16 protein-coding genes are annotated in these 17,902 nt (G+C 64.9%); 12 read left to right on the plus strand and 4 right to left on the minus strand.

The genetic code is table 11. From position 1 onward, the window contains the following. Positions 1-7 precede the first annotated feature (7 nt). The 7 genes from CLV78_RS15470 to CLV78_RS15500 all read left to right on the plus strand — a co-directional run bounded on the left by CLV78_RS15470 (position 8) and on the right by CLV78_RS15500 (position 8,439). Positions 8-1,192 (plus strand): energy transducer TonB, encoded by a 1,185-nt coding sequence (locus CLV78_RS15470; protein ID WP_106205725.1) that lies wholly within the window; start codon positions 8-10, stop codon positions 1,190-1,192. Beyond that, positions 1,189-2,514 (plus strand): Tol-Pal system beta propeller repeat protein TolB, encoded by a 1,326-nt coding sequence (gene tolB / locus CLV78_RS15475; RefSeq protein ID WP_106205726.1) that lies wholly within the window; start codon positions 1,189-1,191, stop codon positions 2,512-2,514. Before CLV78_RS15470 ends, tolB begins: the two co-directional genes overlap by 4 nt. A 181-nt stretch (positions 2,515-2,695) precedes the next feature. Further along, positions 2,696-3,229 carry a peptidoglycan-associated lipoprotein Pal gene (gene pal, locus CLV78_RS15480; RefSeq protein WP_106205727.1) on the plus strand — a complete coding sequence of 178 codons (534 nt, stop codon included), beginning with the start codon at positions 2,696-2,698 and terminating at the stop codon, positions 3,227-3,229. Between the two features lie 16 nt (positions 3,230-3,245). After that, on the plus strand, positions 3,246-4,076 hold the full coding sequence (gene ybgF / locus CLV78_RS15485) for a tol-pal system protein YbgF (protein ID WP_106205728.1): 831 nt from the start codon (positions 3,246-3,248) through the stop codon (positions 4,074-4,076). Between the two features lie 12 nt (positions 4,077-4,088). Next, on the plus strand, positions 4,089-5,396 hold the full coding sequence (tilS, locus tag CLV78_RS15490) for a tRNA lysidine(34) synthetase TilS (RefSeq protein WP_106205729.1): 1,308 nt from the start codon (positions 4,089-4,091) through the stop codon (positions 5,394-5,396). Positions 5,397-5,725: 329 nt separating this feature from the next. Beyond that, complete coding sequence (gene ftsH, locus CLV78_RS15495) at positions 5,726-7,651, plus strand: ATP-dependent zinc metalloprotease FtsH (protein ID WP_106205730.1); 1,926 nt, start codon at positions 5,726-5,728, stop codon at positions 7,649-7,651. Continuing rightward, positions 7,648-8,439: a methyltransferase domain-containing protein gene (locus CLV78_RS15500; protein ID WP_106205731.1), complete on the plus strand. Its 792-nt coding sequence runs from the start codon at positions 7,648-7,650 to the stop codon at positions 8,437-8,439. The genes ftsH and CLV78_RS15500 overlap by 4 nt, the downstream gene beginning before the upstream one ends. A 56-nt stretch (positions 8,440-8,495) precedes the next feature. On the opposite strand, the gene CLV78_RS15505 is transcribed toward CLV78_RS15500, so the two are convergent. Genes CLV78_RS15505 through CLV78_RS15515 form a run of 3 tightly spaced genes read right to left on the minus strand, consistent with a single transcriptional unit; the run spans position 8,496 to position 10,562 of the window. Beyond that, positions 8,496-9,284: a metal ABC transporter permease gene (locus tag CLV78_RS15505; RefSeq protein ID WP_106205732.1), complete on the minus strand. Its 789-nt coding sequence runs from the start codon at positions 9,282-9,284 to the stop codon at positions 8,496-8,498. Beyond that, the gene (locus CLV78_RS15510) at positions 9,284-10,048 is read right to left on the minus strand and encodes an ATP-binding cassette domain-containing protein (RefSeq protein ID WP_106205733.1); all 765 of its coding nucleotides are present in this window, start codon (positions 10,046-10,048) and stop codon (positions 9,284-9,286) included. Before CLV78_RS15510 ends, CLV78_RS15505 begins: the two co-directional genes overlap by 1 nt. Before the next feature lie 7 nt (positions 10,049-10,055). Next, the gene (locus tag CLV78_RS15515) at positions 10,056-10,562 is read right to left on the minus strand and encodes a Fur family transcriptional regulator (protein ID WP_106205734.1); all 507 of its coding nucleotides are present in this window, start codon (positions 10,560-10,562) and stop codon (positions 10,056-10,058) included. 74 nt (positions 10,563-10,636) lie between these two features. Between CLV78_RS15515 and CLV78_RS15520 the strand changes: the two genes are divergently transcribed. From CLV78_RS15520 to CLV78_RS15540, 5 genes are all read left to right on the plus strand, one after another. After that, complete coding sequence (locus CLV78_RS15520; protein ID WP_106205735.1) at positions 10,637-11,677, plus strand: zinc ABC transporter substrate-binding protein; 1,041 nt, start codon at positions 10,637-10,639, stop codon at positions 11,675-11,677. A 282-nt stretch (positions 11,678-11,959) separates the two neighbouring features. Then, on the plus strand, positions 11,960-13,078 hold the full coding sequence (locus CLV78_RS15525) for an ABC transporter ATP-binding protein (protein ID WP_106205736.1): 1,119 nt from the start codon (positions 11,960-11,962) through the stop codon (positions 13,076-13,078). A 304-nt stretch (positions 13,079-13,382) separates the two neighbouring features. Then, the gene (locus tag CLV78_RS15530) at positions 13,383-14,453 is read left to right on the plus strand and encodes an ABC transporter substrate-binding protein (protein WP_106205737.1); all 1,071 of its coding nucleotides are present in this window, start codon (positions 13,383-13,385) and stop codon (positions 14,451-14,453) included. 88 nt (positions 14,454-14,541) lie between these two features. Continuing rightward, the gene (locus tag CLV78_RS15535; protein WP_106205738.1) at positions 14,542-15,837 is read left to right on the plus strand and encodes an ABC transporter permease; all 1,296 of its coding nucleotides are present in this window, start codon (positions 14,542-14,544) and stop codon (positions 15,835-15,837) included. 6 nt (positions 15,838-15,843) lie between these two features. Further along, the gene (locus CLV78_RS15540; RefSeq protein WP_106205739.1) at positions 15,844-16,755 is read left to right on the plus strand and encodes an ABC transporter permease; all 912 of its coding nucleotides are present in this window, start codon (positions 15,844-15,846) and stop codon (positions 16,753-16,755) included. A 211-nt stretch (positions 16,756-16,966) separates the two neighbouring features. Here CLV78_RS15540 and CLV78_RS15545 read toward each other — a convergent pair whose 3' ends face one another. Continuing rightward, positions 16,967-17,902: an AEC family transporter gene (locus tag CLV78_RS15545; protein WP_106205740.1), complete on the minus strand. Its 936-nt coding sequence runs from the start codon at positions 17,900-17,902 to the stop codon at positions 16,967-16,969.

The raw sequence follows: 17,902 nt of genomic DNA on the forward strand, positions 1-17,902 counted from the left end.
CTCGGATATGGACACCGGGGTCAAGATCTCTGGCGCGGCGCATGCGGCGCTCCTGCTGTGGATGACTGTCGGCGGCCTGTTTTCCTTTGACCGGGACGACCCGTTGGAGTTCTCCGAGGTCACCGTCGTATCCGGCGAGGAATTCGCGGCCATGATGGCCGCGGGACGGGAGGCGCCCGCCGTCACCGACAGCATCGCAAGCCCCCTTTCGCCAGAAGATGCCGAGGCCCCCGAAGTGCCCGAACCGGACACCCAGCCCGGGCAGGTTCCGCAGCCCGAGGAGACGGAGCCTGTGACCGCGGAGGCCGCGCCTTCGGTGGACGAAACCTTCGAGACACCGCAGGCCGAAGTGCAGCCGGTCGCCCCGCAGGCCCCGAGCCAGCCTGACACCCCGGATGGCGCCAGCATGGTCTTCGCCCCGGAAAACGCCCCTGCGCCACGGGCCGCACCTCGCGTCGCGCCGCAACCAGCCGAACGCCCCGAACCCGATGCCGCCGTCGCCGAAGAGGTCCGTGAGGCGACCCGTCCGGACGAGGCGCCTGCCGTCGACGCGACCCCGGTGGAGCCCGAACAGGCGACCGCGCCCGAGGAAGCCACGACCGAGATCGTGACCGAGGCAACCGAGCCTCCGGGCGGCACGGCCGTCGCGTTGGCGCCGACAGGCACGCCCCGCCCGATCCGACGCCCCGAACGGCCCGAACCCCAACCCGCAGCGCAGCCTGCCGAGACGGCACCTGACCCCGAGCCTGAAGCGCCCGGGCAGACGGAGCCGGACGCGCCGGTCGATCCCATCGCCGCCGCCGTGGCGGAGGCCGTCGCCTCCGAAACCCAGTCCGCGAGCGGTGGTGCTGGTACGGCGCCGACCGGCCCGCCGCTGACTTCCGGAGAAAAGGACGCGCTTCGGATCGGCGTTCAGCAGTGCTGGAACGTGGGCTCGTTGTCGTCCGAGGCATTGCGCACAACGGTCACCGTCTATGTCCAGATGAACGAGAACGGCACGCCCGACACCGGTACCATCCGCATGATCGACACCGACAACAGCGACGACATTGCCACCCGGCAAGCCTACGAGGCGGCACGGCGGGCAGTTATTCGCTGCGGATCGCGCGGCTTTGACCTGCCGGCCGAAAAATACTCTCACTGGCGCGAGATCGAGATGGTATTCAATCCCGAAAAAATGAGGATCAAATGATGTTCCTGCGAGCCATTGCCATTGCCATTGCCCTGGCCTGCCTGGCGCCGTTCCACGCCGCATTGGCGCAGGGCCCGCTCAGGATCGAGATCACCGAAGGTGTGATCGAACCCTTGCCTTTCGCGATCCCCCAGTTCGTCGCGGAAACCCCGCAGGCGGCCGACTTTGCCCGCGACATCAGCCGTGTGATCGCTGCCGACCTTCAGGGCACCGGCCTGTTCCGCGAAATCCCGGCGGAGGCGCATATCAGCCGGGTGAGCAGCTTCGACGCGCCGGTGGCCTATCCTGACTGGAAGGCGATCAATGCTCAGGCACTGATCACGGGGGCGGTTTCCGTCTCGGCGGATGGCCGGGCGACGGTGAAGTTCCGCCTCTACGACGTCTATGCCGGCGGCGAACTGGGCGAGGGGCTGCGGCTCGGTGGGTCCACCGGCAGCTGGCGGCGGCTTGCGCACAAGGTGGCCGACCAGGTCTATTCCCGCATCACCGGGGAGGGGGGCTATTTCGACAGTCGCGTGGTTTTCGTGGCCGAGGAAGGTCCCAAGAACAACCGTCAGAAACGGCTGGCGATCATGGATCAGGACGGTGCCAATGTGCAGTACCTGACCGACAGTTCCTCCATCGTTCTGGCGCCGCGGTTCTCGCCCACCGGCGACCGCGTACTCTACACCTCCTATGCGACGGGCATGCCGGAAATCTACATGATGCGTGTCGGCGATGTCCGGCCACAGAAGCTGACCGATGGCCAGGCCGTCATGACCTTTGCCCCGCGCTTCGGTCCGGACGGCAACACGATCGTCTACTCGGAGAGCCGCGGCGGCAACACGGATATCTTCACCAAACGGATCGGTGGCGCCCCTTCGCAACTGACCAATACCCCGTCGATCGAGACCGCGCCGAGCTATTCGCCGGATGGCTCCCAGATCGTCTTTGAAAGCGATCGCTCCGGCACGCAGCAGCTCTATGTCATGTCGGCCCGCGGAGGCGAGGCGCGGCGGATATCCTTCGGGCAAGGGCGCTATGGCACGCCGGTCTGGTCGCCGCGCGGGGACCTGATCGCCTTCACCAAGCAGAACCAGGGCCGGTTCCACATCGGCGTGATGCGCACCGACGGATCAGAGGAGCGCCTGCTGACCGCGTCGTTTCTCGACGAGGGGCCGACTTGGGCGCCGAACGGCCGGGTGATCATGTTCGCGCGGCAAAGCGCGGGAGCTGGCGGACAACCGGCGCTGTTTTCGGTGGATATCACCGGGCGCAACCTCAAGCGTATCCCGACCCCGGGGGCGGCGTCCGACCCGGCCTGGTCCCCGTTGCTGCCCTGATTGCGGCGGCCTCCGCCACAGCGATCCGGCGCGGTTCCGGGACCGGGGAGTGCACCCGTCCCACACTTGGCGGAAATCCCCGCCCATCGCGACGGCGCAACGGGTGGAACGTTTGCATATTGTGATCACGGTGCTAGGAGTTGTTGAAACGAGGCGGCAGGTAGCCACGGAGCACAAGAAAATGGCCCATCGCGCATTCACTGCAATTCTTCTCGTCGGGGCAATGGGGCTTTCTGCCTGTAGCAACGGCGGGCATTTCGGCCGCGGCGGCGACCAGTCGCCCCTTGATGGCGGTGCCTATGGCGCCGGCGCTGGGGGTGCGGCACCGGGGTCGGCACAGGATCCGACCTCCCCGGCCTATTTCCAGGCCGCCGTTGGTGACCGGGTTCTCTTCCCCGTGGATCAGTCGAGCCTGACGGTCGAGGCGCGCGCCACCCTGGATGGACAGGCCGCTTGGCTGGCCAACAACGGCGGCTACAATGCCCGCATCGAAGGCCATGCCGACGAGCAGGGCACCCGGGAATACAACCTTGCGCTCGGTGCCCGACGCGCAAACGCCGTGCAGGAATACCTGATCTCCCGCGGCATCGCCGGAGCCCGGGTCAGCACCGTGTCCTTCGGCAAGGAACGGCCATTGGAGGTCTGCTCCGAAGAGGCCTGCTATGCCAAGAACCGGCGCGCCGTTACCGTGTTGCAGCCAGCGCTGGGAAGCTGAGACTGAGGAAATTCAAATGCGCCTGACACTTTTGGCGAGCGTGGTGGCAGTCGGCCTTGCGGGGCAGGCGCCAGAGTCAGCGTGGGCACAATCCCAGGACCAGACCCTGGCCGACATTCGTCAGGAACTGTCGGTCCTCTATGTCGAGTTGCAGCAACTCAAGCGGGAACTGTCCACGACCGGCGGGGCGGCGACACTTGCGCCATCGGCATCGGTTCTGGACCGGGTCAATGTGATCGAATCCGAGTTGCAGCGCCTGACCGCGAAGTCCGAGGAACTGGAGTTCCGGATCGACCGGGTTGTTTCCGATGGCACCAACAGGGTCGGCGACCTGGAGTTTCGCTTGTGCGAACTGGAACCTGCCTGCGACATCGCGAGCCTGGGCGATACGCCCACCCTCGGCGGTGGCGTCGTCACGAAACCGGCCCCGCAGGAACCCGCTCCCGACAACGGTGCCGAACTTGCCGTGGGGGAGCAGGCAGATTTCGATCGCGCCAAGGGCGAGCTGGACCAGGGTTCCTTTCGGTCCGCCGCGGACCTCTTTGCGTCCTTCACCGAGACCTATCCGGCCGGCCCGTTGACCGCCGCGGCGCATTTCTTCGCCGGTGACGCGCTGAAGGAACTCGGTGAGACGGCACCGGCGGCACGGGCCTACCTGAACGCCTTTTCTGTGGACCCGGAAGGAGGGCAGGCGCCGCTTGCGCTGCTGCGCCTTGGCCAGAGCCTCGGACGGCTCGGTCAGGCGAACGAGGCCTGCGTGACCCTTGGCGAAGTCGGCGTGCGGTTCCCCGGCAGCGAGGCCGCATCCGAGGCGGAGGCATCCCGCACCAGCCTCGGTTGCAGCTGAGGCGCGGGCCATATGCCTGCGGAGGGCTGGCTCGCAGCCCGCTTTGCCGACACCCTTGACCGATTGCTGTCCACGCATCGCCCCGAGAGGATCGGAATCGCCGTGTCCGGGGGCAGCGATTCGACGGCGCTCCTCCACCTGACAGCCGACTGGGCCGCCGAACGCGGCATCGCCCTGCGAGCGGCTTCCGTGGATCATGGCCTTCGCCCCGAAGCCGCACAGGAAATCGAGCTTGTCCGCGCACAGGCCCGTGGTCTCGGGGTTGAGCACGCGATCCTGCGCTGGGAAGGGTGGGACGGAACCGGCAACCTTCAGGACGCAGCCCGACGGGCCCGTCGTCGGCTGTTGTGGCAATGGGCGCGCGGCCTCGACAATGTTCTCCTTGGCCACACCATGGACGATCAGGCGGAGACCGTGCTGCGCCACCTTTCACGCGGATCGGGCGTGGCTGGGTTGTCGGGGATCGCGGAGTGCAGCCTGCTGCCTGCTCCGCCGGACCTGCAAATAGAGGTCTCTGGCCTGGAGCGCACGGGAGACGGACGCAGTGTCCTCGGGCCAAATCTGGTGCGGCCCTTGCTTGGGATCCGGCGCCAGACGTTGCGAGATTGGCTCACGGCGCGGGATATCGCATGGAGCGACGACCCGTCCAACGAGGACGACCGGTTTGACCGGGTACGGGTCCGCAAGGCACTGGCGGAGGGCAACGCGCTTGGGCTCACGGTAGAGGGGCTTGCAGCGACCGCCACCCGGATGCGCCGCGCGCGAGAGGCGCTGACCCGTCGGATGGTGGCGGCGGCGAGCGACACCCTTCGGGTCGAGCAAGGCGATGTGATCCTACGGCGCGAGGCCCTTCTGTCGCTGGAGGGGGAGACCCTGTCGGGCCTACTTGCTGGTGCTCTTCGGTGGATCTCCGGCGCCGAGTACCGTCCGCGCGCCTCGGCGCTCGAATCGGCCATCGCCGACCTGCGGGAGGGACGGTCGTCGACCCTCCACGGCTGCCACCTGAACGTTGGACCGCGGGACGTGCGGTTGTGCCGGGAATGGAAGGCCGTGGCTGGCCTTCGCACCCCGTTCACCGGTGATGTGCGTTGGGACGGCCGCTGGCGGATCACCGGGCCCGAGTTGCCCGCTGCAACCGTTCAGGCACTTGGCGACGATGCCAAGGGACGCGACGGGGCGCCGTTCCACTCGCTTCGCGCCCGCCCTGCGCTCTATGTCTCTGGGCGTCTTGTCGCCGCGCCCGGCCTGGACGAAACGCCATATGCCGCTGAGGTGAGCCCACCCGGCGGCGGCTTTCTCACCTGGCTCGAAAGGGCCTGATCGCGATGGCGGAACGGCACCGGTTGGACCGCCCAATGTGCCTGCCAGTTGACGCGATGTCGGACACCCTCCCGATCGTGCCGGCTGCCAAACGGTCTACTTGGCACTGCGGGCACGAGGCGAGCCCCCTCGACACGGTCACGATTGGGTGAGGACTGCGGGGGCTGGCCTTCGCGGCAAGCGCCGCCGGGTTTGAAGGCCACGCGAATGAGCGGGATCGATCCGAAATCCCGCACGATACCTTATCGCGTTGAACCTCACGCACGATCGACTATCTTAGTGGTGACCGGCTGGCGCGCCGCGCCGGCCAAGTGAGGAGTTCTACCCCCGTGGGAAATGCCAGAAATATTGCCTTCTGGGTTGTGTTGTTCCTGTTGATCCTGGCGCTGTTCAATTTGTTCAGCGGCGGCCAGAGCACGATGGCAGCGCGCACACTCAGCTATTCCGAATTCGTCCAGCAGGTCGATGACGGCGCCGTATCCTCCGTCACGATTGACGGAGAGCGGATCCGGATTCGCGGCACGGACGGCAACATGTACTCGACTGTCCTGCCGGAAGGCGTCGACGTGACAGAACGCCTGATCGATCATGGCGTGGAGGTCACCGCAGAGCCCCAGCAGCAAAACGGCCTTCTGGCCTATGTCGGCACGCTCCTGCCGTTCATCATCCTGATCGGCATCTGGATCTTCCTGATGAACCGGATGCAGGGCGGCGGACGCGGCGGTGCGATGGGTTTCGGAAAATCCAAGGCCAAGCTGCTGACCGAGAAATCCGGCCGCGTGACCTTTGACGATGTCGCCGGCATTGACGAGGCCAAGGAAGAACTGGAGGAGATCGTCGAGTTCCTGCGCAATCCGCAGAAGTTCTCCCGCCTTGGCGGCAAGATCCCCAAGGGTGCGCTGCTTGTTGGCCCACCGGGCACCGGTAAGACGCTGTTGGCACGAGCCATTGCGGGTGAGGCGGGCGTGCCTTTCTTCACCATCTCCGGTTCCGACTTCGTTGAAATGTTCGTCGGCGTCGGCGCATCCCGTGTCCGCGACATGTTCGAACAGGCCAAGAAGAACGCGCCCTGCATCGTCTTCATCGACGAGATTGACGCCGTGGGCCGGTCCCGTGGCGTCGGCTACGGTGGCGGCAACGACGAGCGCGAGCAGACGCTGAACCAGCTTCTGGTGGAGATGGACGGTTTCGAGGCCAACGAAGGCATCATTATCGTCGCGGCCACCAACCGCCCCGACGTGCTCGACCCCGCCCTGTTGCGCCCGGGTCGTTTCGACCGGCAGGTGCAGGTGCCGAACCCCGATATCAAGGGTCGTGAGAAGATCCTTGGTGTGCATGCCCGCAAAGTCCCGCTGGGACCGGATGTGGATCTGCGCATCATTGCGCGCGGCACGCCCGGTTTCTCGGGTGCCGATCTGGCGAACCTCGTGAACGAATCCGCGCTGATGGCCGCCCGTGTCGGTCGCCGCTTCGTCACGATGGAGGATTTCGAGAACGCCAAGGACAAGGTCATGATGGGGGCGGAGCGCCGCTCCATGGTCATGACCGAGGACGAGAAGAAGCTGACCGCCTATCACGAAGCCGGTCACGCCATTGTCGGCCTGAATGTTCCGCAGCACGACCCGATCCACAAGGCGACGATCATCCCGCGCGGACGCGCACTCGGTCTGGTTCTTTCACTGCCGGAACGGGATCAGCTTTCGGTGACCTACACCAAGTACCGCTCGAAGATCGCCATGGCGATGGGCGGCAAGGTTGCCGAGGAACTGATCTTCGGAAAGGAAAACGTCACCTCCGGTGCCGCTTCAGATATCCAGCAGGTGACGAAGATCGCGCGGGCGATGGTGACGCAGTTTGGCATGTCCGACGAGCTTGGCAACATCGACTATGCCAACGAGCAGCAGTCCTACCTGGGCAATTACCAGGCGGCGGCCAATGCCTCTCCGGAGACGCAGGAGCGGATCGACGAAGAGGTGCGCCGGCTCGTGGACGAAGGGTACGAGACCGCCAAGCGGATCCTCACCGAACGTGCGCAGGATCTGGAAAACCTCGCGCAGGGCTTGCTGGAATACGAGACCCTGACCGGTCCGGAGATCCAGAAGGTGATCAACGGCGAGCCGCTCAATCGCGGCGACGACGATGACGAGGGTGTGGACAGCGGCAACTCTCCGTCGGTGACCGCGATCCCCAAGACAAAGCCGAAGCCGCCCAAGGCGGATCCGGACCCGGGCATGGAGCCCGATCCGACCGCATGAGCGAAACGCTGTCTAACGACTGGAACCCCGAAACCTACCTCAGGTTTCGGGGTTTGCGTTTGCAGCCGGCGCTGGATCTGATCGGCCGCGTCGGGCATTTGCCGGGCAGGGGCGCTGTTGTCGACCTGGGCTGCGGCACCGGGGTGGTCGGTCCGGTCCTGCGGGAGCGGTTCGCGGGGCGGAAAGTGATCGGCGTGGACCTGTCTCCGGCGATGCTAGCGCAGGCGGAGGCCATGGGGATCTATGACCATCTCGCGCAGGTCGATGCCGCCGAATGGCAAAGCGAGGCGCCACCCGCGCTCCTCTTCTCCAATGCGGCGCTGCAATGGCTGGGCGATCACGAAACACTGTTTCCCCGGTTGGTAGGACAGCTTGCGTCAGGCGGTGTGCTCGCGGTGCAGATGCCACGGCAAACAGATGGACCGTCCCATGTCCTGCTCCGGCAGGTCGCGGCGGCCCTGTTCCCCGAGCGGTTCGCCGACGCGGCGCCCAAACCTGCGGTGCTTGAACCCGCGGCCTATTTCGATCTGCTGAGCCCGTTCGGTGCCGTGACGATCTGGGAAACGATCTACCAGCAACACCTGCAACCGGCTGCCGATGGGCACCCGGTCCGGGCCTTCACACGCGCCACGGTGGCGCGTCCGATCCTTGAAAGGCTGAACGAGGAGGAGACCGGCCGTTTCCTTGCCGCCTATGATGAAGCTCTGGCTGTGTCCTATCCGCTTCGGCCGGACGGAACGGTGATTTTTCCGTTCCGTCGGCTGTTCATGGTGCTGGAGACCGGGTGACACCGGGGCAGGGCAGGTTTCCAGCGCCGGGCAGAATTCGGTCGTGGTCGGCAGCGTTAGCCCTTCCGGCGTCCCAGCGGCATCGACAGCAGGAAAATGACTGCCGCGACACAGACAATCGTCGGACCGGTGGGCGTGTCAAAGCGGAACGAGGCGCCGAGCCCGCCGAGGGCGGAGAGGATTCCCAGGGCGCCCGCCCAGAGCGCCATGGCCTCCGGCGTGCGTGCGAGGCTTCGTGCGGCGGCGGCGGGAATGACCAGCAGGGCGGAGATCAGGATCGCCCCGATGACCTTCAGCGCCACGGCCACCGTCACGGCCAGCGCCAGCGTGAGGATCATCTGTTCCCGTCGGGGATCTACACCGCTGGCGATTGCCAGATCCTCGCCCACGGTCGACAGCAGAAGCGACGACCAACGCCAGGCAACCAGGCCGGCAACGCATGCCGCCCCCCCCCAGATCACCGCGAGATCCGTGGTTGAGACAGCCAGGATGTCCCCGAAAAGGTAGCTCATGAGATCCACCCGGACACCGCTCTGGAAGGAAACGGCCACGAGGCCGAAGGCCAGCGCTGAATGGGCCAGAACCCCGAGGAGTGTGTCGGTTGCAAAGCCGCGCCCAGACAGGGTCGACACGGCTATCCCCATGACGAGCGCCGCGGCAATGACCGTGCCGTAGATCGGGACCTCAAGGGCCAGTGCGAGCGCCACGCCAAGGATGGCGGCATGGGCGGTGGCATCACCGAAATAGGCCATCCGGCGCCAGACGACGAAACAGCCCAGCGGCGCGGCGGCAAGCGCGGTGCCCACACCGGCAAGGGCCGCGCGTATCATGAAATCGTCGAGCATCAGATGGCGTGGTCCTCGTGGTGGACATCCGCATGCGGATGGTCGTGGTCGTGCCCATGGTCATGGGTGTGGCGATAGAGCGCCAGCGCGCCCTTGGTGCCGGTCCCGAAGAGCGCACGATATTCCGGGGCACTGGCGACAACTTCGGGAGTTCCCACGCAACAGACATGGCCATTGAGGCAGATCACACGGTCGGAGGCACTCATCACCACGTGCAACTCGTGGCTGACCATGACCACGGCGCAGTTCAACTCCTGCCGGACGGCCTCGATCCGTTGATAGAAGGCCGCGGACCCCTGTTGGTCCAGCCCCTGTGTCGGTTCATCGAGCATCAGCACGTCGGGCCGCTCCAGCAGGGCACGGGCGAGAAGGACCCGCTGAAACTGACCTCCGGACAGGCCGGACATCGGTCGTCCGGCGAGGTCGGGCAACCCGGCATGGTGAAGCGCGTCCGCGATTTCCGCATCGCCACGCCGCGTCGGCAGGCTGATGAAACGCGCGACCGTCAGCGGCAGCGTCGGGTCGATATGCAGTTTCTGCGGGACATAGCCGATGCGGAGCCCTTCGGCACGGTGAACCTCACCTTCGGTTGCCCTGGCCGCGCCGATCAGCGCTCGCAGCAACGTCGATTTGCCGGAGCCGTTCGGGCCGACGATGGTGACGATCTCGCCCCTCTGGATTTGCAGGTCCACGCCGTGGAGGACACAGGTGGCGCCCCTGTGGACTGCCAGCCCCCGCGCGGACAGGAGATATGGATCGGTCATGTCTGGATCAGGCCCCGGAACCGGCGGGCGCGTCGCGGCAGGGGCCGCAGCGGCCTTCGGCCTCCACGAGCACCTTGTCGATCTCGAAATCGCAGGCCCGGGCTGCCTCGATCAGCACATCGCGGCTGGGCAGGGTCACGGTCTCGGCGACCCGGTTGCAATCGCGGCAGATCAGGAAGGCGGGAATGTGGTCTTCGCCCGGATGCGCGCAGGCGACAAAGGCGTTCAGGCGTTCCACCCGATGTGCCAGCCCGTTCGCCACGAGAAAGTCCAGCGCCCGGTAGGCCGCGGGAGGTTGCGCCCCGAGCCCTTCTGCCTGAAGGCGGCTGAGGACGTCGTAGGCGCCCATCGCCTGATGCTCCTCCAGCAGGATTTCCAGCACCCGCCGTCGCACCGGCGTGAATCGAAGTCCGGCATCGGCGCACCGGGCCTCTGCCGTCGCCATCGCGTCGGATACGCAATGCTTGTGATCATGGCGCTCGAACCCCAGCGGTTCGAGGGGAGCGTCTGGCATGTTTCCTCCGAATCCTGTTGAATTGTTATAACGTATCATTTAGGACGCCGCCACCGAGAACATGAGGCTGTCCCATGATACGACTTTCCAGCGGAATATCCGCCCTGGCTCTTTCGATTTCCGCCCCCGCCTGGGCGGAGGTTCCGAACGTGGTGGCGGATTTCGCCCCGGTTCAATCGCTCGTCGCGCAAGTCATGGGCGATCTGGCAGACCCGAACGTGATCCTGCCGCCGGGCGCCTCGCCCCATTCCCACGCGATGCGTCCCTCTGAGGCAAGGGTCTTGTCGAGGGCCGATATCGTGTTCTGGGTCGGCGAGGATCTGACGCCCTGGATGGATCGCGCGCTTGAGACCCTCGCGCCCGATGCGCACAAGGTCGAGTTGCTCGAAGTGGAGGGGACGGTTCTGCGAGAGTTCCGGACCGGCGCAACGTTCGACGCCCACGACCATGAGCATGAGGGATCGGAAACAGATCACGACGACCGCGGCCACGACGATCATTCCGATCACGACGAGGGTGCCGACCACGACGACCATGCCGATCACGACAGGCACACCGGTGATGACGACCACGCTGCCGAGGCCCACCATGCCCATGATGGGCATGCACATGACCCCCATGCGTGGCTCGACCCGGAGAACGGCCGGCGGTGGCTCGCGGCCATTGCCGATACGTTGTCCGAAGCCGATCCGGAGAATGCGGACACCTATGCGGCGAACGCACAGGCAGGAATTGACGGGCTGACCGCTCTGCAGGCCGAGCTTGCCGAGGAGCTTTCCCCGATCCGGAATCTGTCCTTCGTCGTGTTCCACGATGCATTCCAGTATTTCGAGCGTCGGTTCGGCCTCAACGCGGCCGGGGCGATCACGCTGGGGGATGCTTCTGATCCCAGTGCCGCCCGGCTCACCGAGGTCCGCGACGCGATCGTGTCGCTCGATGTGACCTGTGTTGCCGCCGAACCCCAGTTCAACCCGGACCTCATCAACGCCGTCGCCGAGGGCGCGGGCGTCACAACGACTGTCCTTGACCCGGCTGGCCTGGGGCTGGAGGACGGTCCGACGCTTTATCCCGACCTGCTGCGTGGAATCGCAAGCGGGCTGCTGGCCTGCCGCTGACGGGCCGGGGCCAGAGTGCCGGGCGGAGTGGCCAGGGGATATCCCGGCCAGGTGACAATTATTTTCACTATTGCGCCGGGGACCGGAATTTCAGGGTAACCAGCGGATTTTTCTGCTGAAAATTCTGGCAGATGACCCGCGGTTTGCGCTGAAACTGCGGGCGTTCGGCGTTTTTGACGGCACCCGATTGTGGCAAGGGCATTGCCACCGGCCAGACCTGTTGTTTTAGTTCGCGGTGAAGATGCCGGAAAACAACGCATCACCAGACCAACAGGAGCTGCCTTGACCGAGACAGCAGATGGAAGCGCCAGCCCATTCGTGGAGTTTCGTGGCGTACAGAAGAGCTATGACGGCGAAACGCTCGTCGTGAAGGACCTCAACCTGAAAATGCCGAAGGGCGAGTTCCTGACGATGCTCGGACCCTCCGGTTCCGGCAAGACCACCTGCCTGATGATGCTGGCCGGCTTCGAGACCGCCACCCACGGCGAGATCCTGCTTGATCATCACCCGATCAACAACATCCCGCCGCACAAGCGGGGCATCGGCATGGTGTTCCAGAACTATGCCCTGTTCCCGCACATGACCGTGGCCGAGAACCTCGCCTTCCCTCTGGAAGTGCGGGGCATGGGAAAGTCGGAGCGTGAAGCAAAGGTCATGCGCGCCCTCGACATGGTGCAGATGGGCGCATTCGGCGCGCGCCGCCCGGCGCAGCTTTCAGGTGGCCAGAAGCAACGGATCGCACTGGCCCGCGCGCTTGTGTTCGAACCCGAACTTGTTCTCATGGACGAGCCGCTTGGAGCGCTTGACAAGCAACTGCGCGAGCACATGCAGTTCGAGATCAAGCACCTGCACGAAAACCTCGGCATCACCGTCGTTTACGTGACCCACGACCAGTCGGAAGCCCTGACCATGTCCGACCGTGTCGCGGTGTTCAACGACGGCAGGATCCAGCAGCTTGCGCCGCCCGACGAGCTCTACGAGCGGCCCCAGAACGCCTTCGTCGCCGGGTTCATCGGCGAGAACAACAAGCTGGAGGGCCGGATCGAGGAGATCCACGATAACAAGGCCCTGGTGCGGCTCAAGACAGGAGAGCTGATTGACGCCACCCCGGTGAATGTCAGCAAGCCCGGCCAGGACACGCTGGTGTCGATCCGTCCCGAAAGGGTCGAGTTCAAGCCCGACCAGTTCGACCCGGGTGCGCATACGATCGAAGCGGAGGTGCTGGAGTTCATCTACATGGGCGACACCTTCCGCACCCGGCTGCGGGTCGCTGGACAGGACGATTTTGTCATGAAGTGCCGCAACATGCTGGGGCAACGCCGCCTGTCCCCGGGGGAGAAGATCCCGATCAGCTGGCACATGCAGGACGCCAGGGCGCTGGAAGACGACAGTGCAATCTGAGTGACCACGATTGCCCAGCATACGCCCAGTCAGTGTCGGACAGGACCCCAGCCATGACAGCTTCCCTCATCCATATCGTGGTTCCCGCCAGCAGATCCTGCGGTGCGGTCGCCGGATACGGGACGCGTGGAGCCGGGCCGGCATCGGCGGCGATGCGAACAAGAGCACCAATGCACCGCCTGGGTGCTGCGGCGAGCCCGAAGACATGGCGCGATCCGGGAGACCGGGCCGCGCCCAATAGAAACGAATAGCCAACCGTCGCGCGATGAACGTGCGGCACAATCAACCTGACAGGGAGACGCAAATGAAGAAGACACTGATCCTGACGACCGCCCTCACCGGCTTCGCCTTCACCGCGAATGCGGCTGAAGTGACCATCATGAGCTGGGGCGGCGCTTACGGCAAATCGCAGGTCGAAGCCTACAACAAGCCGTTCGCCGAGCAGACCGGCGCCAAGGTCACCATGGTGGATGCCGACAACCCGGCAACGCCGATCAAGGCCCAGGTCGAGGCCGGCAACGTGACGATCGACGTCGCCGACGTCGAGTATTCCGACGCCGTTCGCCTGTGCGACGAGGGCCTGCTTGAGGAAATCGACACGTCCATGCTGCCCGACGCACCCGATGGAACCCCGGCAGCCGAAGACTTCATCGAGGGCGCCCTGACAGACTGCGCCGTGGCGAACATCGTGTGGTCCACCGTCTACGCCTACAACACGGAAAGCGTGGATGGCGAGCCGATGACCATGGCCGATTTCTTCGACCTTGAGAAGTTCCCGGGCAAGCGTGGCCTGCGCAAGGCTGCAAAGGCCAACCTGGAAATGGCGCTTGTGGCTGATGGCGTTCCGGCCGGCGAGGTCTATGACCTGCTCGAAACCGAAGAAGGTGTCGACCGAGCTTTTGCCAAGCTGGACACGATCAAGGACAGCATCGTCTGGTGGGAAGCCGGCGCCCAGCCGCCGCAGCTTCTGGCTGACGGCGAGGTCGTGATGTCCACCGCCTACAACGGCCGTATCTTCAACGCCGCCGTGGGCGAGGACCAGCCCTTCGAGATCGTCTGGGACGGCCAGATCCTCGACTTCGATCTCTTCGTGATCCCCAAGGGCGCTCCGAACCTGGAGACCGCGATGGAGTACATCAAGTTCTCCACCGACACCCAGCGTCTGGCCGACCAGGCCAAGTGGATCTCCTACGGTCCGGCCCGGAAGTCCTCCGGCGCGCTCGTCGGACTCTACCAGGATGGCGAAACCGAAATGGCGCCGCACATGCCGACCGCAGAGGCCAACCTGACGAACGCGATCGTCAACGACTTCGAGTTCTGGGCTGACCGCGACGTCGAGCTGTCCGAGCGTTTCAACGCCTGGCTCGCCAACTGATCTGCCATGCCTGCCCCGGTTTCGGCCGGGGCGGGTACCAGGAACCCGCGCCGGCCATCCTGGCCGGCGCCCCCTCCGGGATCCCCACATGTCCGACGTTGCCGATACTCCACAGGGTCAGCTGACCACCGCCGACGGAAAGCCGCTGAAGGCCGCGCTGGCGCATGCCCAGGCACACCGCAAGCGCCGCGCCTTCTTCCTCGTGCTGCCGCTGCTGCTGTTCGTGGTCATCACCTTCCTGATCCCCATCGGGCAGTTGCTGACGATGTCGGTCAACAATTCCGGCTTCTATTCTTGGAAGGATCGCGACACCGGTGGCACGGTGCCGCTGATGGTGGAACTACGTGGCTGGTTCGACGAGACCGCCGCCGGCACCGAGCCGGACGAGGCCGCCTATGCCGCGTTGGTTGACGGCCTTGCCCATGCCCGCGAAACCAAGTCCATCGGCCAGATCGGAACCCGGATCAACTACGAGGTGTCCGGCAGCCGCTCCATGTTCACGAAGTCGGCGCGCAGGGCCGCCAAGCTGGAACCGCCCTACAAGGAGGCGCTTCTCGACATCGACGAGGACTGGGCCGATCCGAAACTCTGGGGCGCGATGCGCAATGCCTCCAAGCCGGTGACCATCGACTTCTACCTCGCAGCGCTCGACCGAACACGGGATGCGGAGGGGAACATCGTCAAGGTCGACGAGGAACGCGCCGTCTACATCCTGCTGTTCAAGCGCACGCTGCTGCTGTCGGCCCTGATCACGTTCATGACCTTCCTGCTGGGTTTTCCCATCGCCCACCTGCTGGCGACCCTGCCTCTGGCCAAGTCGAACCTGCTGATGATCTTCGTCCTGCTGCCGTTCTGGACATCGCTGCTGGTGCGAACGACCTCATGGATCGTGCTCTTGCAAAGCCAGGGAGTCGTCAATGACATCTGGGTCTCGCTTGGCATCCTCGACGACGAGAACCGGCTGCAGATGATCTACAACCAGACCGGCACGATCATTGCCATGACGCATATCCTGCTGCCGTTCATGGTATTGCCGCTCTATTCGGTGATGCGTCCGATAGATCCGTCCTATGTCCGGGCCGCCCGGTCTCTGGGTGCAACATCCTGGACGGCTTTCCGCCGGGTCTACATGCCGCAGACAGTTCCGGGGATCGGTGCGGGCGGGCTGCTCGTGTTCATTCTGGCCGTGGGGTACTACATCACCCCGGCGCTTGTCGGCGGCTCCACCGGGCAGCTGATCTCGAACCTGATCGCCTTCCACATGCAGAAGTCGCTCAACTGGTCCCTCGCGGCCGCGCTTGCATCGCTTCTGCTGTTCGGTGTGCTGCTGCTCTATTGGCTCTACGACCGGTTGATCGGCATCGACAACCTCAAGCTGGGATAACGCGACATGGCCCTTCCGACATACGCCAGCCCGCTGGAAAAGATCTGGTATTACACCTACCGCGTGATCTGCGCCCTGATCTTCCTGTTCCTGATCGCACCGATCCTGATCGTGATCCCGCTCAGCTTCAACGCAGAGCCCTATTTCACCTTCACCGAGAAAATGCTGGCGCTCGACCCGACCGGCTACTCGACCCGTTGGTATGATCTGCTGCTCACCTTCGGGATGGAGAACCCTGATGTCGCGCGCGACGGGTCCTGGTGGGCGGATGTCTGGGAGAACGCCGCCTGGGTGAACGCGGCAAAGAACTCGGTGATCATCGGCTTCTTTTCCACCATCCTGGCGACGTTCCTCGGCACCTTGGCCGCGCTCGGCCTGTCACGTCCGGAGATGCCGTTCCGCCGCGCGATCATGGCGATCCTGATTTCGCCAATGATTGTACCGATCATCATTACCGCGACGGGGTTGTTCTTCTTCTACTCCGCCACCGGGCTCGCCAATTCCTACGTCGGCGTGATCATGGCGCATGCCACCCTGGGCATTCCTTTCGTGATCATCACGGTCACGGCTACGCTCGTGGGGTTCGACCAGACGCTGACACAGGCCTCGGCCTCGCTTGGGGCGAACCCGACGACGACCTTCTTCAAGATCACCATGCCGCTGATCCTGCCCGGCGTGATCTCGGGCGCGCTGTTCGCCTTTGTGACCTCCTTTGACGAGGTGGTCGTGGTCCTGTTCGTGGCTGCCCATGACCAGCAGACCATTCCGCGCCAGATGTGGAACGGTATCCGCGAGCAGATCTCGCCCGCAATCCTGTCAGTCGCAACGATCCTCGTGATCATCTCCATAGCTTTGCTGACGACGGTGGAACTGCTGCGGCGGCGCTCCGAAAGGTTGCGGGGCATGTCACCGGGATGACCCGTCGGCCGGGGCTGCACCGGGCCCCGACCATTCGCAAAGGCCGGTGTCTTCAGGGGCTGTTCCAAAACGGGCGGGCCCTTTCGCGTATTGGGACGCGGCTGTGGGATTTCGCCGCCGGGATAGCCGGCGGTCGGCTTGCTGAGGGGGGGCGCCACGGAAACGGGGATCCGCGGGGCCGAGCATCCCACGCGGTGGGAGAGCAGGCCGATCAGGGCAGAATCGCGAGCCAGCCCCAGGTTGTGAACAACGACAGCGCGGTGCCAAGCAGCACGGCGGAGGCCGCCACCCGCTTCGCAACCCCGTACATGTTGGCAAAGATATAGGCGTTGATGCCCGGGGCCATTGCCGCCGTGATGATTGCCGACCGGAAGGCAGGCACCGGCAAGTCGAACGCGCTCCCGAGGATCCACGTGATGGTCGGGTGCAGGATCAGACCGACCGAGACGATGAAGGCGATGGTGCGCAAGTCGCCCTCTGGCCGGTAGTGATAGAGCACCCCGCCGAGGCCGAAGAGTGCGGCGGGCAGGGCGGCGCGTGCCACGAGGTCGAGCGCATCGGTGAAGAAGCCGGGCAGCGGCAGCGCTGTCAGGTTGACGATCAGCCCCGCCGTAATCCCGAGTATGAGGGCATTGCTGAACATCGCGCGGAGCACGGTCCCGGGCAGGTTCCGTGCCGGCGTCCCGTTGGTGCGTGCCCGGACGATCTCCATAAGCGTGATGCCGATGCCGTAGCAGAACGGCGAGTGCATTGCGATGATGGCGAAGTTCGCCTCGAGCGCATCGGGCCCATAGGCCCGTTCGGTGATTGGCAGGCCAAGCAACAGCGAGTTCGAGAACAGGCCGCAGAACCCGATGGCGACGCTGTCCTGCCAGGGCCGGTTGAAAAGGTATCGCGCACCGAGCAACCCGACGATGAAGCCGCTCAGGGCACCGGCATAGAAGGAAAAAAGCAGTGGGACGTTGAAGTGCTGGTTCAGGTCGAGCGTCGATATCGCGCGGAACAACAATGCCGGGATGGCGAAGGACTGGCTGAACTTCATCAGCCCATCCACGCCGGCGTCGCTGAAGACCCTCTGCCAGACGGCAACATAGCCAAAAGCAATGACCACAAAGACGGGCAGGATAACAGCGAGGAGGTCGCCCAT

The sequence above is a fragment of the Aliiruegeria haliotis genome (assembly GCF_003003255.1).
GTDB classification, from domain to species: Bacteria; Pseudomonadota; Alphaproteobacteria; order Rhodobacterales; family Rhodobacteraceae; genus Tropicimonas; species Tropicimonas haliotis.